The 23,556-nt window shown below is 71.3% G+C and carries 28 protein-coding genes and 1 pseudogene; all 29 read right to left on the reverse strand.

Annotation, left to right across the window (positions count from 1 at the left end; translation table 11 throughout):
- Positions 1-264: pseudogene (locus ASD06_RS19050) on the reverse strand (hypothetical protein); the annotation flags it as partial.
- A gap of 111 nt (positions 265-375) precedes the next feature.
- Entirely contained in the window at positions 376-1,470 is a 1,095-nt protein-coding gene (locus ASD06_RS00010) for a flagellar biosynthesis protein FlhB (protein ID WP_056671572.1), read from the reverse strand.
- Positions 1,467-2,231 (reverse strand): flagellar biosynthetic protein FliR, encoded by a 765-nt coding sequence (locus tag ASD06_RS00015; RefSeq protein ID WP_082537542.1) that lies wholly within the window; start codon positions 2,229-2,231, stop codon positions 1,467-1,469. The genes ASD06_RS00010 and ASD06_RS00015 overlap by 4 nt, the downstream gene beginning before the upstream one ends.
- Positions 2,232-2,234: 3 nt before the next feature.
- The gene (gene fliQ, locus ASD06_RS00020) at positions 2,235-2,510 is read right to left on the reverse strand and encodes a flagellar biosynthesis protein FliQ (protein WP_056671575.1); all 276 of its coding nucleotides are present in this window, start codon (positions 2,508-2,510) and stop codon (positions 2,235-2,237) included.
- Between the two features lie 4 nt (positions 2,511-2,514).
- Entirely contained in the window at positions 2,515-3,360 is an 846-nt protein-coding gene (gene fliP, locus ASD06_RS00025; RefSeq protein WP_056671578.1) for a flagellar type III secretion system pore protein FliP, read from the reverse strand.
- Complete coding sequence (fliO, locus tag ASD06_RS00030) at positions 3,357-3,797, reverse strand: flagellar biosynthetic protein FliO (RefSeq protein WP_056671581.1); 441 nt, start codon at positions 3,795-3,797, stop codon at positions 3,357-3,359. The genes fliP and fliO overlap by 4 nt, the downstream gene beginning before the upstream one ends.
- Positions 3,797-4,531 carry a flagellar motor switch protein FliN gene (fliN, locus tag ASD06_RS00035; protein ID WP_056671584.1) on the reverse strand — a complete coding sequence of 245 codons (735 nt, stop codon included), beginning with the start codon at positions 4,529-4,531 and terminating at the stop codon, positions 3,797-3,799. Before fliN ends, fliO begins: the two co-directional genes overlap by 1 nt.
- Entirely contained in the window at positions 4,528-5,511 is a 984-nt protein-coding gene (locus ASD06_RS00040) for a flagellar motor switch protein FliM (protein ID WP_162248016.1), read from the reverse strand. The genes fliN and ASD06_RS00040 overlap by 4 nt, the downstream gene beginning before the upstream one ends.
- Before the next feature lie 139 nt (positions 5,512-5,650).
- Entirely contained in the window at positions 5,651-6,136 is a 486-nt protein-coding gene (gene fliL, locus ASD06_RS00045; protein WP_200941758.1) for a flagellar basal body-associated protein FliL, read from the reverse strand.
- 31 nt (positions 6,137-6,167) lie between these two features.
- Positions 6,168-7,091: a flagellar motor protein MotB gene (locus tag ASD06_RS00050; protein WP_056671592.1), complete on the reverse strand. Its 924-nt coding sequence runs from the start codon at positions 7,089-7,091 to the stop codon at positions 6,168-6,170.
- Positions 7,091-7,858 carry a flagellar motor protein gene (locus ASD06_RS00055; protein WP_056671597.1) on the reverse strand — a complete coding sequence of 256 codons (768 nt, stop codon included), beginning with the start codon at positions 7,856-7,858 and terminating at the stop codon, positions 7,091-7,093. The genes ASD06_RS00050 and ASD06_RS00055 overlap by 1 nt, the downstream gene beginning before the upstream one ends.
- The gene (locus tag ASD06_RS00060) at positions 7,858-8,172 is read right to left on the reverse strand and encodes a flagellar FlbD family protein (RefSeq protein ID WP_056671599.1); all 315 of its coding nucleotides are present in this window, start codon (positions 8,170-8,172) and stop codon (positions 7,858-7,860) included. Before ASD06_RS00060 ends, ASD06_RS00055 begins: the two co-directional genes overlap by 1 nt.
- Before the next feature lie 209 nt (positions 8,173-8,381).
- Entirely contained in the window at positions 8,382-9,557 is a 1,176-nt protein-coding gene (locus tag ASD06_RS00065) for a flagellar hook protein FlgE (protein ID WP_056671602.1), read from the reverse strand.
- 152 nt (positions 9,558-9,709) lie between these two features.
- Positions 9,710-10,147 carry a flagellar hook assembly protein FlgD gene (locus ASD06_RS00070; protein WP_200941759.1) on the reverse strand — a complete coding sequence of 146 codons (438 nt, stop codon included), beginning with the start codon at positions 10,145-10,147 and terminating at the stop codon, positions 9,710-9,712.
- 33 nt (positions 10,148-10,180) lie between these two features.
- A complete protein-coding gene (locus ASD06_RS00075; RefSeq protein ID WP_056671605.1) occupies positions 10,181-11,587 on the reverse strand; it encodes a flagellar hook-length control protein FliK in 1,407 nt (468 codons plus the stop codon).
- Positions 11,584-12,627 (reverse strand): transglycosylase SLT domain-containing protein, encoded by a 1,044-nt coding sequence (locus tag ASD06_RS00080; RefSeq protein ID WP_056671608.1) that lies wholly within the window; start codon positions 12,625-12,627, stop codon positions 11,584-11,586. Before ASD06_RS00080 ends, ASD06_RS00075 begins: the two co-directional genes overlap by 4 nt.
- The gene (locus ASD06_RS00085; RefSeq protein WP_056671611.1) at positions 12,624-13,067 is read right to left on the reverse strand and encodes a flagellar FliJ family protein; all 444 of its coding nucleotides are present in this window, start codon (positions 13,065-13,067) and stop codon (positions 12,624-12,626) included. The genes ASD06_RS00080 and ASD06_RS00085 overlap by 4 nt, the downstream gene beginning before the upstream one ends.
- Complete coding sequence (locus ASD06_RS00090; protein WP_056671614.1) at positions 13,064-14,398, reverse strand: FliI/YscN family ATPase; 1,335 nt, start codon at positions 14,396-14,398, stop codon at positions 13,064-13,066. Before ASD06_RS00090 ends, ASD06_RS00085 begins: the two co-directional genes overlap by 4 nt.
- Positions 14,395-15,030, reverse strand: a complete 636-nt coding sequence (locus tag ASD06_RS00095; RefSeq protein WP_082537543.1) for a FliH/SctL family protein — start codon at positions 15,028-15,030, stop codon at positions 14,395-14,397. The genes ASD06_RS00090 and ASD06_RS00095 overlap by 4 nt, the downstream gene beginning before the upstream one ends.
- Entirely contained in the window at positions 15,014-16,072 is a 1,059-nt protein-coding gene (gene fliG / locus ASD06_RS00100) for a flagellar motor switch protein FliG (protein ID WP_056672825.1), read from the reverse strand. Before fliG ends, ASD06_RS00095 begins: the two co-directional genes overlap by 17 nt.
- 38 nt (positions 16,073-16,110) lie before the next feature.
- Positions 16,111-17,712, reverse strand: a complete 1,602-nt coding sequence (fliF, locus tag ASD06_RS00105) for a flagellar basal-body MS-ring/collar protein FliF (protein ID WP_082537544.1) — start codon at positions 17,710-17,712, stop codon at positions 16,111-16,113.
- Positions 17,712-18,029, reverse strand: coding sequence for a flagellar hook-basal body complex protein FliE (gene fliE, locus ASD06_RS00110; protein WP_056671624.1), 318 nt, complete (start codon positions 18,027-18,029; stop codon positions 17,712-17,714). The genes fliF and fliE overlap by 1 nt, the downstream gene beginning before the upstream one ends.
- Positions 18,029-18,418, reverse strand: a complete 390-nt coding sequence (locus tag ASD06_RS00115; RefSeq protein WP_056671627.1) for a flagellar basal body rod protein FlgC — start codon at positions 18,416-18,418, stop codon at positions 18,029-18,031. Before ASD06_RS00115 ends, fliE begins: the two co-directional genes overlap by 1 nt.
- Positions 18,418-18,759: a flagellar basal body protein gene (locus ASD06_RS00120; RefSeq protein WP_056671630.1), complete on the reverse strand. Its 342-nt coding sequence runs from the start codon at positions 18,757-18,759 to the stop codon at positions 18,418-18,420. Before ASD06_RS00120 ends, ASD06_RS00115 begins: the two co-directional genes overlap by 1 nt.
- 193 nt (positions 18,760-18,952) lie before the next feature.
- Positions 18,953-19,321 carry a hypothetical protein gene (locus ASD06_RS00125; protein WP_056671633.1) on the reverse strand — a complete coding sequence of 123 codons (369 nt, stop codon included), beginning with the start codon at positions 19,319-19,321 and terminating at the stop codon, positions 18,953-18,955.
- On the reverse strand, positions 19,308-19,748 hold the full coding sequence (fliS, locus tag ASD06_RS00130) for a flagellar export chaperone FliS (RefSeq protein ID WP_235502145.1): 441 nt from the start codon (positions 19,746-19,748) through the stop codon (positions 19,308-19,310). The genes ASD06_RS00125 and fliS overlap by 14 nt, the downstream gene beginning before the upstream one ends.
- A complete protein-coding gene (fliD, locus tag ASD06_RS00135) occupies positions 19,745-21,127 on the reverse strand; it encodes a flagellar filament capping protein FliD (protein ID WP_056671636.1) in 1,383 nt (460 codons plus the stop codon). Before fliD ends, fliS begins: the two co-directional genes overlap by 4 nt.
- Positions 21,128-21,185: 58 nt before the next feature.
- On the reverse strand, positions 21,186-22,412 hold the full coding sequence (locus ASD06_RS19810; RefSeq protein WP_056671639.1) for a flagellin: 1,227 nt from the start codon (positions 22,410-22,412) through the stop codon (positions 21,186-21,188).
- Positions 22,413-22,506: 94 nt separating this feature from the next.
- Positions 22,507-23,430, reverse strand: a complete 924-nt coding sequence (locus ASD06_RS00145) for a sigma-70 family RNA polymerase sigma factor (RefSeq protein ID WP_082537545.1) — start codon at positions 23,428-23,430, stop codon at positions 22,507-22,509.
- Positions 23,431-23,556: the final 126 nt, after the last annotated feature.

Consider the following 23,556-nt stretch of genomic DNA (forward strand, 5'->3'; position numbering starts at 1 on the left):
GGGCACCACCGAACGCAGCCACGCACCGGAGGTCCGGGTGCCGTCCTGCCCGGGGATCCCGCGGGCGTCGACCTCACCCAACACGCGCAGGATCTGGCCCTGGCTGCGGCGCCGCGCCCGGTCCAGCGCGGCCGCCACCGCCTTCAACGCCGGGTCGGGCAGCTGCCACAACGGCAGCGCACTGAGGCGGTCCAAGACCTCCTCGAGGCCGGACAGCACGACGTCCAGCGCTGTCGCGCCGCCGCTGTCCGCACGATTCGTCATGCGACAAACCTACGCACCACCACCGACAGACGCGCTGCCCCGCAAGAGGTCTGTGGACAACCACTCCCACTTCGTCAACTGTGGAAGCCGCGAGCGACGCCGGCTCCACCCTCAGACCGGCACCGCGGCACCCGGGTTGGGCGACACGTGCGATCCGGCAGCCGCTCCCCTGGCTTTCAGTCCCATGACGAAGGCCAGCACACGGGCCACGGCGGCATAGAGCTCCGCCGGGATCTCCTGACCGACCTCGCACGCGCCGTGGATCGCCCGAGCCAGCGGGATGTCCTGCACCAGCGGAACGCGCGCGTCGTTGGCCCGCTGCCTGATCGCCGCCGCGACCGCTCCCGCGCCCTTGGCCACGACTCGCGGCGCGCCGGTACCCGGCTGGTACCGCAGCGCGACCGCCACGTGCGTCGGGTTGACGAGGACGACATCGGCTGACGCGACGTCGGCCATCATGCGGTTGCGGCTCATCGCGAGCTGCAGCGACCGACGGTGTCCCTTGACGTGCGGGTCACCCTCGGACTGCTTGTGCTCTTGCATCACGTCGTGTCGCGACATGCGGATCTGCTTGTTGATGTGGCGCCGCTTGACGACGTAGTCGGCGACCGCCATCACCAGACCGACGAGGATGCTCGCGCGCACCAGGCTGAGGATGCTGCCGCCGGTGATCTGCAGGGTCGACATCAAGGGAGCGTCGGTGGCCGCAGCCAGCTGCGGGACCACGCCCTCCACCACGGCCCACAGCACGAGGCCGAGCGCCGCCGTCTTGATGAGGATCTTGCCGGCCTCCCACCACGTCATCAGGCCGACGAGTCGCTTGATTCCCTTGACGAGGTTGAGGCTCTTGAAGCTGGGCTTCAGCTTCTTGGTGGCCGGGTGGATACCGCCCTGAGCCGCCGAGGCGACGACGCCGATCAGCAGCAGACCCAGCGCCAACGGCAACAGCGTCATGGCGCCGTCGCGCAGGCCTTTCGACAGCAACGCCACGGCACGTTCCGGCGTGGGGTCCGACATCGCGGATCCGGCACCGACGAGCAGCCCCACGACCACGTCGCTGACCGAGCGCGCAGCCCGAGGCACCAGGTACGTGGCAGCCAGCATGCCCAGCCACGCGCCGACGTCCGGAGTGCGCGCCACCTGCCCTTCGCGCCGCGCCTCCTTGAGCCGCTTCGGTGTCGGCTTCTCGGTCTTCTCGCCGCTCACCCGCCCACCAGCCTCACGAGTGAAGAGCCGGCCGTGTCAGCCAAGCGGCTGACCACCTCGGGTAGCGCGGCGATCGTCGTACCGACCAGCACCAGCGTCAGCAGGATCTTGAACGGGAAGCCGAGCGCGAAGGCGTTGAGCGCCGGGGCCACCCGGGTGAGCAGGCCGAGCGCGACGTCGGCCAGGAACAGGATCGCGAGCAACGGCGCCGCGATCTGCAGCGCCGCGAGCATCAGCTGGCCGAGCCCGGAGGTGAGCACCCGCGACAGCGTGGTGAGGTCGAGACCGGCGTCCAGCGGCACCGCGTCGTAGCTGCGCAGGAACCCGTGCAGGACGATGAGGTACGCCCCGGACGCCATGAGCAACGTGGTCGCCAGCAGCTGGAACAACCGGCCGAACACCGCGTTTCCCTGCTGGCTCAACGGGTCGAACGCGAACGCCAACGAGAAGCCTCCGAACACGTCGAGCAGGTCACCCGCGGCCTGCACCGCCGTGAACACCAGGAGGCACAGGAACCCCAGAGCCGCACCGACCAGGAGCTGCAGCACCATCGCCGAGACCACGGAGGCCGTCTCGAGCGACGGCACGGACGTCTGGGACCCGGCCACGACCGGCAGGGCGATCGCCACCGACAGCAGACCCTTCACGGTGCGCGGGATGGCCCGGCTCGAGAAGGGTGGCGCGATCGCGAGCCACGCACCGGCCCGCATCGCGGCCAGGAGCACGGTGAGGAGCAGCTCGGCGGGGAGGTCCAGCGCCACGGGTCAGCCGTTCTGCAGGATCGCGGGGATCTGCTCGTAGAGCTGCGTCGTGAAGCTCACGAGCTCGTGCAGCATCCAGTTGCCGCTGACGACGATCACGACGGCGATCGCGATCGCCTTCGGCACGAAGCTGAGCGTGGCCTCCTGGATCTGGGTGACGGACTGGAACAGCGAGATCCCGAAGCCGACGGCGAGCGCGGTCAGCAGGATCGGTGCGGCCAGCTTGGCGGCAAGCAGGATCGACTGCAGTGCGATCTCGATGACGGTGGAGTCCTTCATGGCGTCACCGGTAGCTCGCGACGAGCGACTGGACGATGAGTCCCCAGCCGTCGACGAGGACGAAGAGCAGCAGCTTGAACGGCAACGACACCGTCACGGGCGGCAACATCATCATGCCCAGCGACATCAGCGCTGCCGAGACCACGAGGTCGATGATGAGGAAGGGCACGAACACCAGGAAGCCGATGACGAACGCCGACCTCAGCTCGGACAGCACGAACGCCGGCACGAGCGTCGTGAGCGGCACCGAGGCGGCGTTCTTGGGCTTGGGCAGCTTCGCCGCCTTGGTGATGAGGGCGAGCTCCTCGGGGCGCGTCTTCGACACCATGAACGACTTCAGCGGCTTGCTGCCGGCGTCGAACGCCTGCGACTGCGTGAGCTCGCCCTTGAGGTAGGGCTGGATGCCGTCGTGGTTGACCTTCGTCAGCACCGGGCTCATGACGAACAGCGTCAGGAACAGCGCCAGGCCCGCGAGCACCTGCGTCGGCGGCGTCGACTGCAGGCCGAGGGCGTTGCGGGTGATGCTGAGCACCACGAAGATCTTGGTGAAGCTCGTGGTGAGCAGCAGCAGCGCAGGCGCCACCGACAGGGCCGTGATGGCCAGGATGATGACGATCGAGCTCGACGGCTTCTGCCCGTCCGTGCCGGTGCCACCGATCTGGATGCTGACGCCTCCCCCGGACGGCGCCGAGGGCTTCACCGGCGACGTCGGCGGCTTCGGGGTCGAGACCGCGACGACGCTGGTGGGCGGGGACGTGGCGGCCGACGCCGGCGTCGCGAGCGCGAGTCCCAGGGCGCACACGAGCCCGGCGAGCAGCGTGACAGCAGCGGCTCGTGCTCTCGCGGTCACCGGCGCACCGTCATCTCACGCACGGCGTCGAGGGCCTTGGCCCAGGTGGCCGGCGACAGTGCCGAGCCGGCGAGGCCACCCGTGGCGACCGGCTGGCGCTGCCGCACCATGGTCAGGGAGGTCGCTGAGGTCTCGTCGTCGTCGGCCGACGCCGGCGGCTCCTCGACGGGAGCAGCCGCCAACACCGATGCCAACGGTGCCTCGGCGAGCAGCTCCACGCGGCTCTCGGTGACGCCCAGCACGAGCGCGCGGTCTCCCACCTGCACGACCGCCACCGATGAGCGCTGGGCGAGCGGCTGGCGAGCCAGGACCTCGACCTCGACGCCCTGCATCGACCGGCGCTGGTTCTTGCGCAGGGCGCGGGCGGCGACCCACAGCAGGACCAGGACGACGACCAGTGACAGGATGACGCGGCCGAGCTGGACGAGCAGCTCCATCAGCCGCGGCCGGGCAACGAGCTCGACACCAGCTCGGTGATCTTCAGGGCGTAGTCCTCGTCGACGACGACGACCTCGCCCCGGGCGATGAGCCGGCCGTTCACGAGCAGGTCGGCCGGGCTGCCCGCGAGGCGGTCGAGCTCGACGACGGCACCCGGCTGGAGGTTGAGCAGCTCGCGCACCGTCATCGTGGTGCGGCCCAGCTCCGCGCTGAGCTCCATCACGACGTCCTGCAGGAGGTCGAGTCCCGCGCCCGAGAACGGCTGCGCCGCAACCGAAGCCGGGGCGCTGTCGCTGCCGGACGCCGCAGCCAACGCCAGCCAGGCTGCCGGACCGGAGGCATCGTTCAGCGGGACGACGACTGCGTCGCGACCCTGCAGCAGCGCCACCATCCCGGCGGCGTCGGTCTGGCTCACGGAGCCGAGCGCGCCAACACCGAGCGCGCCGCGCAGCGCCTCCAGCGCCGGACGCAGCGCGTCGGCGAGGGGCAGCGGACCCATGGGCGACTCGGCGAGCGCCGCGGCGAGGCTGGTGTCGACGACGACCACCACGGTGCCCGGGCGCTCCCCCAGCACCTCGGCGTGCACGGCGACGGCGTCCGGCGGCACGGTGGCGGCCGCGGCATCGACGCCGGCGACCGTGCCGACCGACAGCGGGCTGGCGGTGGGCAGGAGGTCGGCGACGCGCTGGGCGGTGGCGACGACGTCGTGCTCGACGGAGGTGGTGCTGGTCATGAGGTGGCCCTTCCAGGCAGAACCGACCCGGGCGCCGAAGCGGTCCCGGACGACGTGGACGTTGCGGCGGAGACGACTGAGGCGACACCGGTGAGAACGGTGTCGGTGACGAGGCAGGCGGCGCGGGCGCCGTGGGCGCCCGCGACGCCGCGGGCGCACACGACGCCGGCCGAGACGACGTCGAGCGGCCGGTCGACCGGGTGGTCGAGCCGGATCACGTCACCCTCGCGCAGCTCCAGCAGGCGTGCCGTCGGCATCGATCGAGGCACGAAGCGCACCACGACGTCGACAGGCACGTCGCCGACGGCCTGCACCATGGCACCGCGGTCGCGCGCCCGGGCCGCGCGGGCGGCGGGGTCGTCGCCCGAGCTGGAGTCGCTCGTCCGGACCACGAGCACCGGCGCGGGCAGAGCCACCGACGCAGAGGCGCTGGAGTCGCCGATCTTGATGCTGAAGGTCGCGACGATGTACAGGTCGGTGGCGGCAGCCACCTGGACGAACTGGGGGTTGAACTCCAAGGACTTCAGCGCGGGCGCGATCTCGGTCACCGCGGCCAACCCGTAGCGCAGCTCACCGAGCAGACGCTCGGCGACGCGCAGGATCAGCTGCGTCTCGATCTCCGTCGGGATGCGCACGGGCTGCTCGCCGCCCCTGCCACCGAGCATGCGCTCGATCGCCTCGAACCCTGTCTGCGTCGAGAGCTGCAGGAAGCCGGCGCCGGTGTGCGGCTCCGGTACGAAGACCGCCATGAGGTTGGGCGAGGGCATGCTGCTGACGTAGTCGTCGTAGCTGCGCTGCTCGACGCTCTCGAAGACCACCTGGCACTGGGCGCCCATCTCCGAGCCGAGCACCGTCCCCCACTGACGCGCGACGGTCTCGTAGACCATCTCGAGCAGCCGCCCGTGCTCGCGCGCGAGCTTGGTAGGACGACGGAAGTCGTACGGCTGCGGCTCGATCCCGCCGGGGTGGCCCGCGCTCACGGCAGGCTCGGCAGTGCTGTTCGAGGGCATGTGCCTGCTATCGGCAGGCTCGCGCCGTCGCTTTACGCCGAATGGGTCACCAGATGGGTCGGCAGCCGCGCCGCAGTCGGCTCCGCGACGCAGCTACTGCATGACGCCGCTACTGCATGACGAGGGTGGTCGGGTACAGCCCGATCACTTCCTCGCCGTAGGCCTTCTCGATCGCGGTCGTGAGGTGCTCCACCGCCTTGCGGCGCTCCTCGGTCTTCGACAGCTTCTCCATCGACTGTCCGGTCAGCTGGTCGATGGCGATCGACAGGGCCTCGCTCGGGTCGAGCTCGGCCTTCGCGCCCTTCTTCAGCTGCAGCGCGAAGCCGAACTTGAGGTAGTGACCGTCGGCCAGGTTGATGTTGATCGCGTCGATGGGCACGACGGCGCCCTTCTCGGGCTTCTTCGGTGCGGCGGACGCCGAGCCACCACGCAGCAGGAAGAACCAGGCGGCGCCGCCGGCGACGACCACGAGCACGACCAGCACCAGCAGCTTCTTCAGCTTCGGCTTCTTGGTCTTGCCCTCGGTGCCGGCGCGAGCGTCGGCGCCCTGGGCGGTCTTGCCGCCAGGGGCGGACGTCAAGGTGGTGGCACTCACGATGCGCTCCTCGGTGCTGGCCATGGTGTGCTCACAGGTTCGAGAGGCTGGGCGCGAGCCGCGGCAGCAGCGCCCTGACCTCGGGTGGTTGGTTGCTCACGAGCACCAGGTCGACCCGGCGGTTGAACCGGATCGATCGCGGGTCGCTCGCGGGGTACAGCGGACGCGACGACCCGTAGCCGGTGGCCGACAGCCGCTGGGCCGAGATGCCGCCAGATCCCGCCAGCCAGCGCACGACGCCTGCGGCCCGGGCTCCCGACAGCTCCCAGTTCGTCGGGTAGATGCCTGACGTGATCGTCAGGTGGTTGGCGTGGCCCTCCACCGCGATCGCGTTCGGCAGTCCCCGGATCGTGGGGTCGACTGCCTGCAGCACCAGACGGCCGCGCGGGCGGAGGTCGGCGCTGGCGTTCTCGAAGAACACGTCGTCGGAGACGAGCGCGACGACGAGCCCGCGCTCGGTGACCTTGAACCGCACGTCATCCTGCAGCCCGTGCTTCTTCAGCGCCGCACGGATGCGCCGCTCGACGTCGGCGAGCCGCTGCACCTCACGCAACGCGGCCGCCTGGGCCGCCGTCCCCTTGAGCGGCGTGGTGCCGCCGAGGTTGCTGGCCGTCCCCCCACTGCTGGAGTCGCGGTTGCCGGACGACTGCTGGCCCTGGTTCTCGTTGGACTTGATGCCCATGCCCAGCGCGATGTCGACCGGTGACGGCGCCGCGCCGTCCATCTCGGAGATGCCCTTGCCGCCGCTGATGGGCACGTTCGCCGTCGCGCCGAAGCCCTGTGACAGGCCCTCCTTCAGCATGGCGAACTTGCGCTGGTCGACCTGGCCGATCGCGAAGAGGACGACGAAGAGCACCATGAGCAGCGTCATCATGTCGGCGTACGACACCAGCCACCGCTCGTGGTTCTCGTGCTCCTCCTCGTGCCCTCGCCGGCGTCCTGCGCCGCGCGACATCAGGCGGCCTCCTTCTGGGCGGCTTGCGGAGGCAGGAAGCTCTGCAGCTTCTGCTGCACCACGCGCGGGCTGGTGCCCGACTGGATGGCGAGCACTCCCTCGACGACGAGCTCCATCTGGTGGCACTGCACCTCGGAGACGCGCTTGAGCTTGTTGGAGATCGGCAGCCAGATGACGTTGGCGCTGAGGATGCCCCACAAGGTGGCGACGAACGCGCCGGCGATGAGGTGGCCGAGCTGGTCGGGCTTGCTGAGGTTCTCCAGCACGTGCACCAGGCCGAGCACCGTGCCGATGATGCCGATCGTGGGCGCGTACCCGCCCATGTCCCCGAACAGCTTGGCGGCCTGCTTGTCGGCGGCGCGACGGGTGTCGATCTGCGCGAAGAGGATCTCGCGCAGCTCCTCGGGGTCGGCGCCGTCGATCGCGGACTGCAGACCCTCTCGCAGGAACGGGTCGTCGACGTCCTGGACGGCGGACTCCAACGCGAGCAGACCCTCGCGGCGTGCGCTCTCGGCGAGCTTCACGAGCGTCTGGACGGTGCCGTCCGGGCTCGGCGGCTTGCCGAGGAACGCGGTCTTCAACGCGGCGAGCGACGCCTTGACGTCACTGAGCAGGCTGCCCGCGATACCGGCGCCGAACGTGCCGACGAAGACGAGGATCAGCGGCGGCAGCAGGAAGATCGCCGCCGGGCTGCCCCCCTCGAGGATCATGGTCGTGAAGATGGCGGCGAAGGCGGCGGCGATGCCGACGATCGTCAGCGGATCCATCAGTGCCTCCTGCGCGAGTGCAGCGGCACCGGCTGGGCGATGGCACCGCCGTCCCGCGTCGAGGTCGTGGCAGCCGCGTCTTCCGAGACGTCGTCGGGCTCGGCGCCCGAACCGTCGGCCAGGTGCTGCGCGAGCGCCACGACGGAGGCGCGGTAGGTCAGCACGCGCTGCATGAGCTGCTCGACCGTCTCGGCGACGACGTACTTCGTGCCGTCGACGAGGGTCACGACGGTGTCGGGCGTCGCTTCCGCCCGCTGGATCAGGTCAGGGTTCAGTGCGAACCCGGGCCCGTTCAGACGAGTGAGCTGTATCACGAGATCCGTCCCTGGAAGTGCGGCGGCGACCCGTCCGTGGGTCCCTCATCCACCTCATCGGCCGCCTGGACCGGCTCCTGAGGCTTCCCTCACTGACTACCGGCGCGCGGCCGTGACACGCAGATACCCGCCAAGCGCCGGTGCGAGCGCGCCCGGAGTGGGCGCCGCAGCCGGAGCTTGGCGGGTATCTGCCAGAGAAGGGTGCGAGATCAGCGCTTGATGTTGACGAGGTCCTGCAGGATCTCGTCGCCGGCGGTGATGATGCGCGAGTTCGCCTGGAAGCCGCGCTGGGCGACGATCAGGTTGGTGAACTCGGCCGCGAGGTCGACGTTCGACATCTCGAGCGCACCACCGGCGAGCGCACCGCGCGAGCCGGTGCCGGCCGCGCCGAACTGCACCGTGCCGGAGTTCGGCGACGCGACGTAGGCGGAGTTGCCGGCCTTGCTGAGGCCGGCCGGGTTGGTCACGGTCGCGACCGCGAGCTGGCCGAGCGGGCGGGTCAGGCCGTTGGAGAACGTGCCTGTCATGACACCGTCGCTGCCGATCGCGAAGCCCTGCAGCGTGCCCGCCGCCGAGCCGTCAGCCGACTGCACCGCGAGCGTGCTGAGACCCGAGTACCCCGTGAGCTGCGACAGGTCGACGGTGACGCCGTTGAACGTCATGTTGGCCGGCGTGGGCGTCGCACCGGACGCACCGAAGGTCAGCGTGCTGGTGGAGGTGGTGGTGCCGTCCGACAGGCTGACGTCCCAGGTGGTGTTGGACGTGCGGTTGAAGGACGCCTGCAGGGTCGTCGCGACGCCCTGCGCGTCGTAGACGTCGACGGAGGTCTGCGGCGAGGTGATCGCGCCGTCGGCGGGCAGGTTGCCCGAGAGCTTCACCGTCGTGGTGGCCTGCGGCGCGAGGGTCGAGGCGAGCGGGATCGAGAGGTCACCGACGGGCCCGTTGGTGTTGATGGCGCCCGCGGCGTCGGCCATCCACCCCTGGATGATGCCGCCGTCCGGGCCCACAAGGCGGCCGGTCGCGTCGAAGCTCAGGGCGCCGTTGCGGGTGAACAGCTGCTGGTTGCCCGAGCGCTCCACGAAGAAGCCGTCGCCCTGGATCATGACGTCGGAGCTGCGTCCGGTGCTCTGCGCGGCACCGGGGTTGAAGTTCGTCGTGATCGCCGCGACGCGCACGCCGAGACCGATCTGCGCCGGGTTCGTGCCGCCGCGCGCACCGGTGGGGGCGCTGGCGCCCTGCACCAGCTGGCTGAGGGTGTCCTGGAAGACCGTGTTGGAGGTCTTGAACCCGGCGGTGTTGACGTTGGCGATGTTGTTGCCGACGACGTCCATCATCGTCTGGTTGGCCCGCAGGCCGCTGATGCCGGAGTACAGAGAACGCAGCATGGTTGCTCCTTTAGAGGGCGGCCGCGGTGAGGGCGGAACCGCTGGTGCTGAAGGGGTCGAGCGGGGATCCGGCGCGTCCGTGCGCCTGGGAGATCGCATCCATGCTGGGCGGCTGCGGAGGCCACCGGGGGGTTCGAGGGCTTATCGGCAGGTCACCCGCCCGCCTGGACCGTGGTGATCTGTGAGAGCGGCACCTGCCGGTCACCGACCTTCACCGTCGGCTCGCTCGACAGGCTGCCGCCGAAGGTCGCGGCCACGGCCACGCCCTGGTGCGCTGTGCCGTCGGTATCGACCCACGAGACCTGCTTGCCGACGAGGCTGCTGGCGGCCAGGCCCTGCTGCAGCGACAGGGCGGCGGTGGAGTCCTTGGCCATCTGCTCGAGCTTCTCGACCTGCGTGAACTGCGCGGTCTGCGCCATGAACTGGCTGCTGTCGACGGGCGAAGACGGGTCCTGGTAGCGCAGCTGCGCCACCAGGAGCTTGAGGAAGGCGTCCTTGTCGAGGGACGTCTTGTCCGACGGCGCCGCCGACGTCTGCATCAGCTGGCTGATCGGCGTCACGAGCGGGCTCGAGGTGATGGGGTCGGTCACGAGGGTCTCCAGGTGGCGGGCAGGTCGGGGCGGTCAGACCCGCAGGTCGACGCGACGGTCGTGGGCGGTCGGGAGGAGGCGCGGGACGGCGAGCGCCTCCGGGGCGGCGACGGACAGGGGGGCGCGAGCATCCGGTCGGGCAGCCTCGCGGGGGGTGCCCTCCCCCGGGTGGCCCCACGCCTGCTGGTCGGGCGCGTGGTCGGAGACGTCGAGCGACGCGAGGTCGTTCACCCCACCTGCGGTGAGGTCGGCGCGCAGGTCGGACAGGGCGGAGCGCAGCACCTCGCGCGTGGCGTCAGTCGCGGCGTGCAGGTGCACCGTCAGGCCCTGGGCGTTCATCGTCGCCGTGACCTGCACCGTGCCGAGCTGGGCGGGACGCAGCTGCACGTTGATCGTGTGCAGGCCCGACGTCGTCGCGGCCACCGCGGCAGCCAGCGCTCGCGGGCCCAGCTGGGCCGTGAGCAGCTGCGTCGCGGCGGACGGAACAGGTGGCGCCGCAGTCGTCGTGGCGTTGGCGCTCGGGGTCGCCACGGCCGGCGCGGGCTGCTGGGTGGACGGCTGCATCGCAGACGCCGCAGCACTCGTCGCGCCCTGCGGCACCGACGTCGGCCCTTCGAGGGCCGTGTCCTTCGTCGACGGCACGTTCACGGCGGAGGGAGCGGCCGTACCGGACGCGTTGGGGGCCGGAGGGGTCGCGCCGGCACCAGCGGTCGCCGCGGGGAGCGCAGCTGACGCCGGCGTGGCGGTGCGCGCGCCGTGAGCGGGAGCGGCAGCGATCACGGCGCCGTCCGACGCGGTGGTCGGCGCGGCTGCGGCGCCGTCGTGACGACCGGTAGGGGCCGCGATGGCCGTCGCCGGAGTCGGCCCGACGCCGGCCGACACCGACCCGGCAGCGGCCGAGGGGGCGTCGGTGGCGTCCGTCTGCTCGACGCCGGCCACGGCCGGCGAGCCGGACACCGCGGTCGTGACCGCACCGGCGGTCGGGACGGCGACCGCGGCCGACGCCACGGCGACCTGGACGGCCGGTGCCTCGGACGGGACGACGCTCGCGCCGGCAGCGTCCTGGGCGATCGTGGGCGCTGCCAGGCCGGCCGCCGCAGGGTCTGTCGCCTGCGTCGCCTGCACGTCGGGAGTGGCCGCCGCATCGCTCGACGGGCCGCTCTGCTCGGCGCGCGAACCCTCTGTGCGCCCGGCATCCGAGGCGGCCGCGTCCGAGCGCGTAGCGGTCGACCGCTCACGCCGAGTCGGGCGAAGCGGCTCAGGGCGCTCGCCGCCGGTGCGCTCGGGCCGCGACTCGCGCGAGCCCGGGGCGTCGCGACGGGCGGTCGCCAGCTCGCGCTCGAAGTGGTCGCCGCCCCCTCGTGGGTCCGCACGGCGAGCCGCGGGGGTGGGAGCAGGTGCCGTCGCGGCTGCGGCTGGGACGGAGCTCGTGGCGCTCATCGGGCGGTCTCCATGGTCGAGGTGATGCGGCGGACGTAGGCCTGCGTCTCGGCGAAGGGCGGCACGCCGTCGTACTTGCGCACCGCGCCAGGTCCGGCGTTGTAGGCGGCCAGTGCGAGCGGCACCGACCCGAAGTCATCGAGGTGCCGCCGCAGCAGCCGGGCCGCGCCGTCGACGGCCTGTGCGGGGTTTCGGGCGTCGACGCCCAGCTCTCGGGCGGTGCCCGGCATGAGCTGCATGAGTCCCACCGCGCCGGCGCGGCTCACGGCTGAGGGGTCGAACCCCGACTCGGCCTGCGCCACGGCGCGCAGCAAGCCGGCCGGCAGGCCGTAGCGCGAAGTCGCCGCGGCGAACAGCCCGTCGAAGTCGGTGGAGCGCGAGGCACCGACGCGCAACGCCGACGGCCGCGCGTCCCCGACGACGGCCGGACCGGCCACACCATCGGCCGCGGGCAGGACCCGGCGGATCCGAGTAGGCGTGTCGTACACCGACTGGATCTTCACGACGTCGCCCGTCTTCGGGGCGGCGAGCATCTTGCCGTCACCGACGTAGATCCCGATGTGGTGGTTGCCGAACACCAGCAGGTCGCCGGGACGCGCCGCATCCATCGACGGCACGGCGGTGCCGACGTCCTTCTGCTGCGCCACAGTGCGCGGCAACGAGACGCCGAGGTCGTTGAACACGCGCTGCACCAGCCCGGAGCAGTCCAGGCCCGAGCCCGGCTCGGTGCCGCCCCAGCGGTACGGCACGCCGAGGTAGCGTCGCGCGTCAGCCACGACCGCGTCACCGTCGGGTCGTCCGCGCTGACCGCTCGACGGCGCGAGCGCACCGAGAGACGTCGTGCCGCCGGAGTCTGCGGCGACGGGCACTCCCCCGGTGGCGCCGTCGGTGCTCTGAGCCGCCGCGAGCGTGGCCGCGAAGTCGCGGCCGCCGCTCGCCGCACCGGACGCGCCGGCGAGGTTCGCGACCTGGGGCGGTGCGAGCTGGGCGATGGTCGTGCGGATCTCGTCGATGCGCGACAGCACGGACAGGTCGCTCATGCCTGCCCTCGCTCACGCAGCACTCGGGCCGCTGCGTGCCGAGCGCCTGCCAGGTCGTCGCTCGCCGCCTGCTCGGCCCGGCCCAGTGCGAGCTGCTCCTCGACGGCGTGGCGCTCCGAGAGCCGCTCGACCGCGCGGGCGCGCATCCGGGCGTGCAGCCACTGGTCGCGCGCGTAGCCGAGCTCGCTCTCTGACAGCTCACGCAGCGCCGCGGCTTCAGCCACCGCGGCGGCCAGACTGGTGCGGGTGGCGAGCTGGGCGAGGAACACGGACGCCGAACCGCCCGCGGGTGCGCCCGCCGAGGCCAGCGTCTGCTGGCGCTGTCGCATCTGCTCGCCAGCTCGGCGCAGCTGCACCTGCGCGCTGCCGAGGTCGCGACGGGCCTGCTCCTCCTGCACGGTGCGCACGCGCAGCAGACCTGCCAGCTTGAACCGGCTCATGCGCGGGCTCCTGCCTCGACGAGAGCGTTGACGAGCGCGAAGAGGTGGCCCCACGACGACTCGTAGGCGACTGTCTCGTCGATGGGCTGCCGCAGGAAGGCGTTCACGGCGTCCCAGTGCGTGACGGCGGCGTCGACGTCCGGGTCACTGCCGGCGGCGTAGGCGCCGACCTCGATGAGCTCGCGCGCGTCGCGGTGAGCGGCGAGCACGCGCCGCAGCAGCGTCGCGGCCGCACGCTGCTCAGGCGTCGTGACGGCGCCGACGACTCGCGACACCGACTCGAGCACGTCGATGGACGGGAAGTGGCCGGCCGTCGCGAGGCGGCGCGAGAGGGTGATGTGCCCGTCGAGGATCGACCGGGCGGCGTCGGCGATCGGCTCGTTGTGGTCGTCGCCGTCGACGAGCACGGTGTAGATGCCGGTGATGGTGCCGGACGCAGCCGGGCCGGCGCGCTCGAGCAGCCGGGGAAGCAGCGCGAACGTCGACGGCGGGTACCCGCGCGTGGCCGGCGGCTCGCCGTTCGACAGGCCGATCTCGCGCTGGGCCATGGCCACGCGGGTGAGACTGTCCATCATGAGCAGGACGTCGAGCCCGCCGTCGCGGAACCACTCGGCGATGCGGGTGGCCACGAACGCGGCGCGCAGACGCGTGACGGCGGGGGCGTCCGACGTCGCCACGACGACCACCGAGCGGGCCAGGCCGGCCTCACCGAGGTCGCCCTCGACGAATTCGCGCACCTCACGGCCTCGCTCGCCCACCAGGGCGAGGACGCTCACCGAGGCGCTGGTGCCGCGCGCGATCATCGACAGCAGGCTGGACTTGCCGACACCAGAGCCGGCGAAGATGCCGAGGCGCTGACCGCGGCCGGCCGGCACGAGCGTGTCGAGGGCCCGCACACCGAGCGAGACCGGGGAGTCGACCAGCTGACGCGACAGCGCGTCCGGCGCCCGGTGGTTCACACCGAGCAGCTCGCCGGCGACCGCGGGGCCGCCGTCAGCGGGACGGCCGAGCCCGTCGAGCACTCGTCCCAGCAGCTCCGCGCCGACGCGCACGCGCAGACCGTCGCCGGTGGCGATGACGCGGTCACCGGCGCGCAGACCGTCGATCTCCCCCAACGGCATGCAGCGCAGGTGGTCGCGGGCGATGCCGACGACCTCGGCGGGGACGCCGTCCAGGCCGTTGGTCGACGCGAGCAGCACGAGGTCGCCGACGGCAGCGTCGACGCCGACGACCTCGACGACGAGACCGACCACGGCGCTGATCCGCCCGACCCGTTGCGGCGCAGCAGCCACGAGGGCGTCGGCCAGGCGGCCGGCCAGGGCGGTGCTCATGAGTCAGCTCCGCCGCGCAGCACCTCGACCGCGCGTGCGAACGCGGCCTCGATCGTGGCGTCGACGACGGACCCGGCCTGCTCCGCCACGGCGTCGCCGGGGCGCACCGACGGGTCGGCGACGAGTCGCACCTGATGGCCTTCGAAGAGGTCGCCGGTCGGCGTACGAGTGATGACGTCGTCGAGCAGCGCGAGGTCAGAACCGTTGAGCCGCACCGTGACGAGGGTGTCAGTCGGCAGCGGGCGCAGCGCTCGCCGCAGCGCCGACTGAGCCGCGGCGTCGACCACGGTGAGCTCGGCTCCCACGATCACGCGGGCCAGCGCGAGCGCCGCGTCGAGCACGGCGTCCGCGACGTCGTCCACCGTCGGCGCCACGGCCTGCAGCAGCTGGGACGTTGCACGGTCGAGTGCGGCGATCGCGGTGCCGACGGCGGCCTGCGCCGTTGCGGCCGTTCGCTCGTGCTGCTGCACCAGCGCTTCCTGCACGGCTTCGGCCTGAGCCGCAGCCGCCCGGCTGCCACTTGACCACCCCTCGGCATAGCCCAGCGCCCGGGCGGCTTGGCGCTCGTCTCGGACGTCGACGCCGCCTGCTGAGAGCGGCGCGAACTGGCGCGGGCTAGCTGACGAAGTCATCGTCACTCCCCCGGCGCAGGATGATCTGACCGCTCTCCTCGAGCGAGCGGATCACCTGCACGACCTTCGCCCGTGCCTCCTCGACCGCCGAGACCCGCTGCGGGCCGAGCAGCTCGATCTCCTCGAGCAGGTTCTCGCGGGCGCGCTCCGAGACGTTGCTGAGCACCTTCTCGCGCACGACCTCGGTGACGCCCTTGAGGGCCACGGCGAGGTCTCCGGTCTCGACCTGACGCAGCACGAGCTGCACGCCGCGGTCCTCCAGCGTGGTGATGTCCTCGAAGACGAAGAGCTTGGCGCGCACGGCCTCGGCCAGCGCGGCGTCCTTGCGCTCGAGGTTCTCGAGGATGATGCGCTCGGTGGCCGGGTCGGCCCGGTTGATGAGGTCGACAAGTGGCTGCACCCCGCCCACAGCGGCGGCGTTGCGGCCAGGCGTCAGCACCGTCGAGGTCTGGCGCTCCAGCACCTCCGCGACGACGCGCACCATCTCGGGATTGGTGCGTTCCATCGTGCCGATCCGGTGCGCCACCTCCACCTGCGTCTCCGCGGGCAGGCCGGAGAGGATCACCGACGACTGGTCGAGCTGCAGGTGTGCGAGCACCACGGCGATCACCTGGGGGTGCTCGCCGCTGAGGAAGTTGACGAGCGTCCGCGGGTCGGCGTCGGCGAGGAACGCGAACGCGTCCGTGGCGTGGGCCTTGGCGAGCCGGTCGATGACCGCTGACGCGCGCTCGGCGCCGAACGACGCTGCGAGCAGGTCGTGCGCCACCTCGACGCCGCCACCCGCACCGGTGTGGCCGGTGCCCACGGCCTCCTGGAACTCGCGCAGGACGGCGTCGACGACGTCGGCCTGCACCGAGCGCAGGCGCACGATCTCGGTCGCGACCTCCTCGATCTCGGCCTCGCGAAGCTGCGACAGCACGGGCGCGGAGTGCTCGCGGCCGAGCTGCATGATGAGCACTGCGGCCTTCTGCGCTCCGGTGAGGGACGCGGCGGCGTTGGGCTGCGGCGGGATCGCCGGGACGGGCGTGGCGGGGCTGGTCATGGCGGTGGTGAGGGCGTCGGCGGGAGTCGTCATGGCGCTCAGCTCCGGCGGTCCGCGAGCCAGCCGCGCAGCAGCTCGGCCACTTCGTCAGGCTGGCGCTCCACGAGCGCGAGCACGTCGTCCTTACGTCGCTGCGGCGTCACGGGAGCAGCGCCGCCGGCCGCCTCGAGAGCCGGCACCTGCTCCGCCCCGTCGATCGCGCGGCGCTGACCCGGCAGGGCGAGCGCGGCCTCGCGCTGCTCCATGAGGTCGAGTCGGACGAGCTCCTCGGCCGAAACCGCCCCGCGCTTCTTGCGGCGCGACATCCAGATGAGCAACAGCAGCACCGCGATGCCCAGGATGATGAGCGCCTGCTTGGCCCAGCCGATCAGCTGCGCCTTCTGCTGCGCCGCCTCGGCCTTCTTCAGCTCGGCGGCCGCGGTCTTGGCGGTGCTCGTGTCGAACGGCAGGCTGGTGACGTTGAGCGTGTCACCACGGGTGGTGTCGATGCCGGCGGCCGTGCTGATGGCGCTCTCGAGCTTGGTGAGGTCGACGCCGGTCGCCTTGGTGTCGACGACCACGGAGACCGACTGCCGCACAACGCTTCCGGGCGTCGCGCTCTTCTTCTCGGTGACCTTCGACTCGGCGTTGTTGGTCGTCGTCGTGGTCTTGTCGTACTTGCCGGTGCCGCTGCTGCCGCTGGGCACGGCGATGTTGTCGGTGCCGAGCACGCCACTGGCCGCGCCGCCACCGCCGGAGTAGGTCTCCTTGGTGGTCGTCGTGGCGAGGGGCTTGGCCTGCGGGTCGGTGTAGACGCGCTCGGTGGTGGTGTCGATGGTGTCGAACTGCAGGGTCGCGTTCACCTGCGCCACAGCGCGACCGGGGCCGACGATCTTGTCGAGCACCGACTGCAGCTGCGACGCCTGACGCGACTCGTAGTCGGCGGTCATCTGGTCGCGGCTGGTGCCGCCGACGCCCACTGAGCCCGGTCCACCCTTGGTGGACAGCAGGTTGCCCTTGCCGTCGACGACCGTGACGTCCTCGGGGCTCATGCCCTCGATGCTCGAGGCCACGAGGTGGACGACCGACTGCACCTGCTGGTCGTTCAGCTGGACGCCGGGCTTCATGCCGACCAGCACCGAGGCGCTCGGCTTGCTCTGCTCGTCGAGGAAGACGTCCTTGGCCGGGATCGCGAGGTGCACGACCGCCGTGCTGACCCCGTCGATGGCCTGCACCGTCTTGGCCAGCTCGCCCTCGAGGGCCCGCTGGTAGGTCACCTGCTGCTGGAACTGCGACGCGGTGACGCCCTGCTGGTCGAGCAGCGAGTAGCCGCCCTCGCTCGACGCCGGGAGCCCGGCGCCCGAGAGCTTGACGCGCTCGGTGTAGACCACGTCGTTCGGCACGAGCACGGTGCTGCCGCCGTCCGCGAGCTTGTACTTCACGCCGTCACCGTCGAGCTTGTCGACGATCGCGCTGGCGTCCGAGCCCGCGAGGTTGCTGAACAGCGGTGCGTACGTCGGCGCGCTGGCCCAGCGGAAGAACGCCAGGCCGGCGATCACGACACCGACGAGCAGCAGCACGCCGATGACGCGCTGGGCCACCGTGAAGGCGGCAAGCTGCTTCTGCAGACGCTGCAGCGTCTGGTTCATCGCTCGAGGCATCAGCCCTGCATCCTCATGATCTCGTTGAACGCCTCGAGGGCCTTGTTGCGCAGCGTCACCGTGAGCTCGGTGGTGAGCTCAGCCTGGGTCGCGGCGATCATGTAGTCGTGGACGTCCTTGAGGTCGCCCGTGGCGGCCTGGACGCCGAGCTGGTCAGCGTGCGACTGGACGTCCTGCACGTTCTGCAGACCACCGGCGAGCGCCTGCGCGAAGCCGCTGCCGTCGGTGGCTGCCGACGCGGTGGCGCCGGCGGCGCCCGCCGTGGGCAGCGAGACCGCCGACGCGAGCGAAGCCGCGCCGATCGCGGGGACGCTCATCAGCCACGACCCAGCTGCAGCGCGGCCTGGTAGGCCTCGCGAGCGCGGTCGACGACGCTGAGGTTCGCCTGGTACCCGCGCTGGGCCATGATCAGCTGGCCCATCTGCTGGCCGAGGTCGATGTCGGGGTAACGCACGTAGCCTCCGGCGTCGGCGAGCGGGTGGGTCGGGTCGTAGACGAGCCGGCCCTGGGCGCTGCCGAGGGCCACGCCGCCGACCTGCACGCCCTCGTCCATCGCCGTCGCGATGATGGACTTCTGCTGGTACGCGGCCTGCGATGTCGACGTCACGTTGTTCATGTTGGCGATGTTGTCGCTCACCGCGTCGAGCCACTTGCGGTAGACGGCGACGCCAGACTGCGCGATCCCGAGCGCCTCGAAGATCGGCATCAGACGGCCTTCATCGACGCGCGCAGGATGCTGAAGTCGTGGTCGACGGCGCGCAGCGTCAGCTGGTAGCGCAGGTTCGTGTCGACGCTGCTCAGCGTCTCGGTGTCGAGGTTCACGTTGTTGCCGTCGAGCCGCGTGGGCTCCAGCGAGGTCTGGGCCACCGGCGAGGCGAAGCCGCTACCGGACTCGACCGCCTGACGCAGGTCGTCCTCGAAGCTGACGCGCGTGGCGTGGTAGCCAGGCGTCTGGACGTTCGCGATGTTGTCCGCGATGGCTCGCTGCCGGGCCGACAGGCCGGTCAACGCGCTGTGCAGCGCCACGCTCGTGACGTCGTTGAACACGGATTACCACCCAAGGGGTCGCCGAGGCGTCAGGCCAATCCGTGGCCGGGGGTGAGCGATCCGTGCTCGCTAGTTCCTTCGTCGCTGTGCGTCACCACTTGAGCCCTGCAGGACAACCGTTTTCACGTTTCCCCGATTGGCTCAGCAGCCGTCACCGTGAGCGATGCCATCACGGTGCGCGACGGCCAGCGGTTCAGACCGCGGCGTCCACGAAGAGCGGCGGGGTGGGCTGCGAGGGCGCCATGCGGCGGCTCAGCTCGAGCTGCTGGCGCGACCGCACGGCGGCCTGCGCGACGTCCTCGATGACTCGCAGCTGGCGAGCGAGGACAGCCTCGGCCCGCTCCTGCAACGACTCCGGCAGCCGGCCGAGTCCGGCGGGCGGGGTCCACGAACCCAGCGCCTCGACGGCACCCGCGGTGGGGCCGCCCCGCGACGCGGCGAGCAGCGCCTCCGCGGCGTCGAGGTCGAGGTCGAGCAGGGTCAGAGCGGCCTCCCACTCGGCGCGCCAGCTGCGCTCGTCGTCGTCCTGCTCGGCGAGGTGCACGACGTCAGGCCGTCGCACCGATGAGCGGCGCGGCCGCGGGTGCCCCTGCACCCTTGGTGAGCGCCTCGGTCCACGCGTCACGCAGGGGCTCGACGACGGCGAGGCACCCAGCGGTGCGCTGCGGGTCGAGCTGAACGTTGGCCGCGATGAGCTCGCGAATCAGCCAGCGGTAGAGGCTGGCCAGACCGGCGCCGCCCTCCCACGCGTCGACGTCGAGGCTCGACAGCAGCTCGGCGATGATGTCCTGCGCGTGGGCGAGCTGCTCGTTCGCGGCCTCGCGGTCACCGTCGAGCTGCGCCTGCCGGCCACGCGCGAGGTCGAGCACGAGCCGGTCGTAGAGCATGACGACGAGCTTGGCCGGAGAGGCGGTGGCGGCGGCCTCGGACCCGTAGCGGCCCGCGGCGCGCTGGTAGGCCTGGTTGGTGCCGTAGGTGGGCAACGTCACTGGGAGCCTCCGGTGTTGCTCATCTGGTTGATCTGCCCAGCCAGCCACGTCGACTGGTTCTTGAGCTTGCCGAGCGCCATCTCGAGCGCCGAGTACTGGCGCTGCAGGGCCTCCTTGCGACTGGCCAGCCGGACGTCCCAGTCGGAGATGCGGTCGGTGAGGGTCTTGATGGTCGAGTTGCGCCCGTCGATCGCGCTCGCGATGGTTCCGGTGCTGTCGCTCGCGGACTTGGCCAGTGCCTGCACGGTGTCGGCGAAACCGGTACCGCCCGTGGCCGCGGTCGTGAACTTCGCCTGCGTACCAACCGGGTCTGCGGCCAGGGCATCGGTGAACTTGGCCGGGTCGAAGGTGATGATGCCGTCCTTGTTGACGCCGATCCCGACCGTCGACAACGACGTCCCGCCGACACCTGAGGTGACCTTGCTGAGCAGCTGGCTGGTGAGCTGGCGCATGAGGCTGTCGCCGGCAAGTGCGCCGCCGCCGGTGCGCTTGCCATCGGCACCCATGGTCCCCTGCGAGCTCACGTTCGAGATGCCCGTGAGCGCGAGGTTGGCGGCGGTGACGAGTGCCTGCACTGCGTCTGCGATCGACGAGGTGTCGGTGTTGACGTTGACGGTGACGTCGCTGACCTTGCCCGTGACCTTGAGCGTCACTCCTGGCAGCACACCCTCGATCGTGTTGCTCGCCGAGGTGATGTCGTAGCCCGACGTGGGGTCGCCGACGTGGAGCACAGCGTCCTGGGCGGTGGTGACGTCGCTGAACGACAGGCTCGTGAGCGGCTGACCGTCCGCGCGCGCCAGCGCGAAGGTGTTCGCCGCGCCGGTCGAGGTGGCGGTGAGCTGCAGCCGGTACTGGCCGGGCGACACCTGGACGGCCGCGGCGCGGACGCCGGCGTCCTTGGTGCCGTTGATGGCGTTGACCAGGGACTGCAGCGAACCGTCGGCCGGCTTGTGCACGGCGACGGTCTTGGCGGTCGATCCGGAGCCGAGGTGGAACTCGAGGCCCGGGTCGGTGATCGCTGAGGTGTCGGTGAGCGATGAGAACGTCTGGCCGCTGATGCTCGACTGGGCCGCCGCGAGCTGGGTGACCGAGAAGGTCACCGAGCCACCGAGCGCGCCAGAGGCGGCGGTCGCTGTGACGGAGCTCGACGAGGAGCTGGCCTTGGCCGCACCCCAGGTGGCCGCCTGCTGCAGCTTCTCCGCGGCGCTCTGCAGGCTCGAGAAGCGGGTGTTCACCGACTGCAGCGCGCTCAGCGCGGACTGCTCGGTGGTGAGTGAGGTCTTGAGGCGGTTCTGCGGCACGGCCTCGACCTGCATCAGCTGGCTGATGATGCCGGTGGTGTCCAGGCCGCTGATCAGCCCGTCGACGGTGGTCGCCACGTCGCCTCCTTCGCTTCCTGGTCGGTGACGCAAGGCGGGCGGGTCCTGAGGGACCCNCTCAGCCGAGGAGCTTGAGCACCGACTGCTGCGACGAGTTCGCCTGGGCGAGCATCGACGTGCCGGCCTGCTGCAGGATCTGCGCCCGGGTGAACTGGGTCATCTCCTGAGCCATGTCGGTGTCGCGGATCTGGCTCTCCGACGCCGACAGGTTCTCCACGGTGACGTTGAGGTTGTTCACCGTGTGCTCGAAGCGGTTCTGCAGAGCACCGAGCTTGCCACGAGCGGTCGACACCGTCTTGATGGCGCTGTCGATGCTCGCGATCGCCGACGTGGCGCCGCTCTGGGTCGACAGGTCGACCGAGTTCAGGCCCAGGCCACCCGCGCCGAACGAGTCCTTGTTGCTGGCGGCGATGGCCTCGGCACCCGTGGACGTGCCGGTGGTGAGGCCGGAGGCCGCACCGGAGGCGCCGTTGTCGACCGACGTGATCTCCAGGGTGGAGGTCGCCCCGTCGTTCGTCCCCGCCGAGGTCAGCGTGAAGCTCTGCGTGGCAGCGTCGTAGGTCGCGTCCAGGCCGGACGCCGCACCCAGAGCCGTGGCGATCGCAGTACCGGCCGCGTCGCTGTCGGCCGCAGCCGACTGGTCGGTCGAGTAGGTGAACGTCTGCTCGGCGCCACCGTCCACCTTGTACTTCACCACGAGGGCGTTGCCCGCGGCGCTGAAGTCCTGGTTGAGCGCGCTGGCTGCGCTGCTCGTCGTGGACGCCTTCGTGGCCCCAGAGGCCGTGACGGCCGCACCACCGGAGGCCACCGCGACGTTGATGGTGTCGCCGCCCTGGTAGCCGACCTGGAAGTCCTTGGCGAACGAGCCGTCGAGCAGGTTGACGTTGTTGAACGTCGTCTTGTCCGAGATCCGGTTGAGCTCGGACTTGAGCGCCTTGGCCTCCTCGTTGATGGCGCCACGGGAGTTCGAGTCGTTGCTGCCGTTCGCGGACTGCACAGCCAGGTCACGCATGCGCTGCAGGATCGCGGTGCTCTCGTTGAGGGCGCCGTCAGCGGTCTGCACGACGTTGATGCCGTCCTGAGCGTTGCGGACGGCGACCTTCAGGCCACCGATCTGCGAACGCAGGCCCTCGGAGATCGAGAGGCCAGCGGCGTCGTCAGCCGCGCGGTTGATGCGGAAGCCGCTGGACAGCTTCTCCAGCGACTTGCTCATCTGCCCGTCGGTGACCGACAGGTTGCGGTAGGCGTTCTGCGCCGCGATGTTCTGGTTGATCCGAAGACCCATGATGCTTGCTCCTCCGTGAGTTTCTGGACGGCGCCCGTCCGTGGGCTGCCACCCGCCAGTTCGGCGGGTCGGCGGTGGGGCTGAGGGTTTTTGGTTAGGCCGTCAGGGTGACGTCGCCGGTGAGGTCGGTGACCGGCTCGCCCGCTCGCTGGGCCGGCACCTTCGCCGCGGCGAAGGCCGCCACCTGCGCGTAGTAGGCGCTCCGCCGGCGGGCGACCACGCCGTCGGGACGCTCGGGCACGGCCACCTTCTCGGGGTCGAGGTGGGTGTTCATGCCGTCGCGCAGCAGCGTGAGCGCCTCGGCGCGCAGCTGCGACACCCGCGACTCGGTGACGCCCAGCTGGGCGGCGATCTCGGCCATCGGCCGCTCGCCCAGGAAGTACTGCTCGACGACGACGCGCAGCCGCTCGGGCAGCGCCTGCACGGCGGCCGTGAGGTAGCGGATGCGCTCGGCCTGCACGACGTACTGACCGGCGTCCACCTGGTGCATGCCGGGAGACAGGTGCTCGTCGGCCGAGCCGGTGCTCTCGACGAGCTGGTCGAGGCTGACGACGACGCTGCGGTGCAGGTCGGTGCGCGCCGACGACACCGAAGCCAGGTCGACCTCCAGCTCACGCGCCAGCTCGGCGTCGCTCGGCCAGCGGCCGAGCTCGGCGGCCAGCCGGTCCTCGGCGCGCGCCATCGAGCGGGCGCGGCTGCGGACCGAACGGGTGGCCCAGTCGGCGGCTCGTAGCTCGTCGACCAGCGCACCGCGGATCCGCGTGCGGGCGTAGTGCCCGAACGGGACGCCGGTCGACGCGTCGTACGCACGCGCCGCCTTCACCAGCGCGAGCTGGCCGGCGGAGACGAGGTCGTCACGCTGCACGTGCTGGGGCACCCGCCCGAGGATCTCGGACACGAGGTAGCCCACCACCGGAAGGTGCTGGCGGACCAGGTCGCGTTGCGAGTCGTCGAGCGGCGCGTCGGAGGTGCGGTCCTCCAGCCCTGGGGTGGACGAGGACGGATCGCGCGGCTGCATGCAACGGTCTTCGTCCTGGCATCGCGTGACCTGTAGCGTCCAGAAGAGCGGTGTGGGTGATTACCTCAGGTCACAGTCTGTGCAGCCGATGAGATGTCAGACGGAGAGGTGCTCCGGCGGGAGGTA

It is taken from the genome of Angustibacter sp. Root456 (assembly GCF_001426435.1).
Classification (GTDB): Bacteria; Actinomycetota; Actinomycetes; order Actinomycetales; family Angustibacteraceae; genus Angustibacter.

Coding starts and splice junctions, on each gene's coding strand:
- fliQ (WP_056671575.1), bottom strand. CDS start 2,510: ATGAAGGACTCCACCGTCATCGAGATCGCACTGCAGTCGATCCTGCTT.
- fliO (WP_056671581.1), bottom strand. CDS start 3,797: ATGGAGCTGCTCGTCCAGCTCGGCCGCGTCATCCTGTCACTGGTCGTC.
- fliN (WP_056671584.1), bottom strand. CDS start 4,531: ATGACCAGCACCACCTCCGTCGAGCACGACGTCGTCGCCACCGCCCAG.
- ASD06_RS00050 (WP_056671592.1), bottom strand. CDS start 7,091: ATGTCGCGCGGCGCAGGACGCCGGCGAGGGCACGAGGAGGAGCACGAG.
- ASD06_RS00055 (WP_056671597.1), bottom strand. CDS start 7,858: ATGGATCCGCTGACGATCGTCGGCATCGCCGCCGCCTTCGCCGCCATC.
- ASD06_RS00065 (WP_056671602.1), bottom strand. CDS start 9,557: ATGCTGCGTTCTCTGTACTCCGGCATCAGCGGCCTGCGGGCCAACCAG.
- ASD06_RS00075 (WP_056671605.1), bottom strand. CDS start 11,587: ATGAGCGCCACGAGCTCCGTCCCAGCCGCAGCCGCGACGGCACCTGCT.
- ASD06_RS00080 (WP_056671608.1), bottom strand. CDS start 12,627: ATGAGCGACCTGTCCGTGCTGTCGCGCATCGACGAGATCCGCACGACC.
- ASD06_RS00085 (WP_056671611.1), bottom strand. CDS start 13,067: ATGAGCCGGTTCAAGCTGGCAGGTCTGCTGCGCGTGCGCACCGTGCAG.
- ASD06_RS00090 (WP_056671614.1), bottom strand. CDS start 14,398: ATGAGCACCGCCCTGGCCGGCCGCCTGGCCGACGCCCTCGTGGCTGCT.
- ASD06_RS00095 (WP_082537543.1), bottom strand. CDS start 15,030: ATGACTTCGTCAGCTAGCCCGCGCCAGTTCGCGCCGCTCTCAGCAGGC.
- fliG (WP_056672825.1), bottom strand. CDS start 16,072: ATGACCAGCCCCGCCACGCCCGTCCCGGCGATCCCGCCGCAGCCCAAC.
- fliF (WP_082537544.1), bottom strand. CDS start 17,712: ATGCCTCGAGCGATGAACCAGACGCTGCAGCGTCTGCAGAAGCAGCTT.
- fliE (WP_056671624.1), bottom strand. CDS start 18,029: ATGAGCGTCCCCGCGATCGGCGCGGCTTCGCTCGCGTCGGCGGTCTCG.
- ASD06_RS00115 (WP_056671627.1), bottom strand. CDS start 18,418: ATGCCGATCTTCGAGGCGCTCGGGATCGCGCAGTCTGGCGTCGCCGTC.
- ASD06_RS19810 (WP_056671639.1), bottom strand. CDS start 22,412: ATGGGTCTTCGGATCAACCAGAACATCGCGGCGCAGAACGCCTACCGC.
- ASD06_RS00145 (WP_082537545.1), bottom strand. CDS start 23,430: ATGCAGCCGCGCGATCCGTCCTCGTCCACCCCAGGGCTGGAGGACCGC.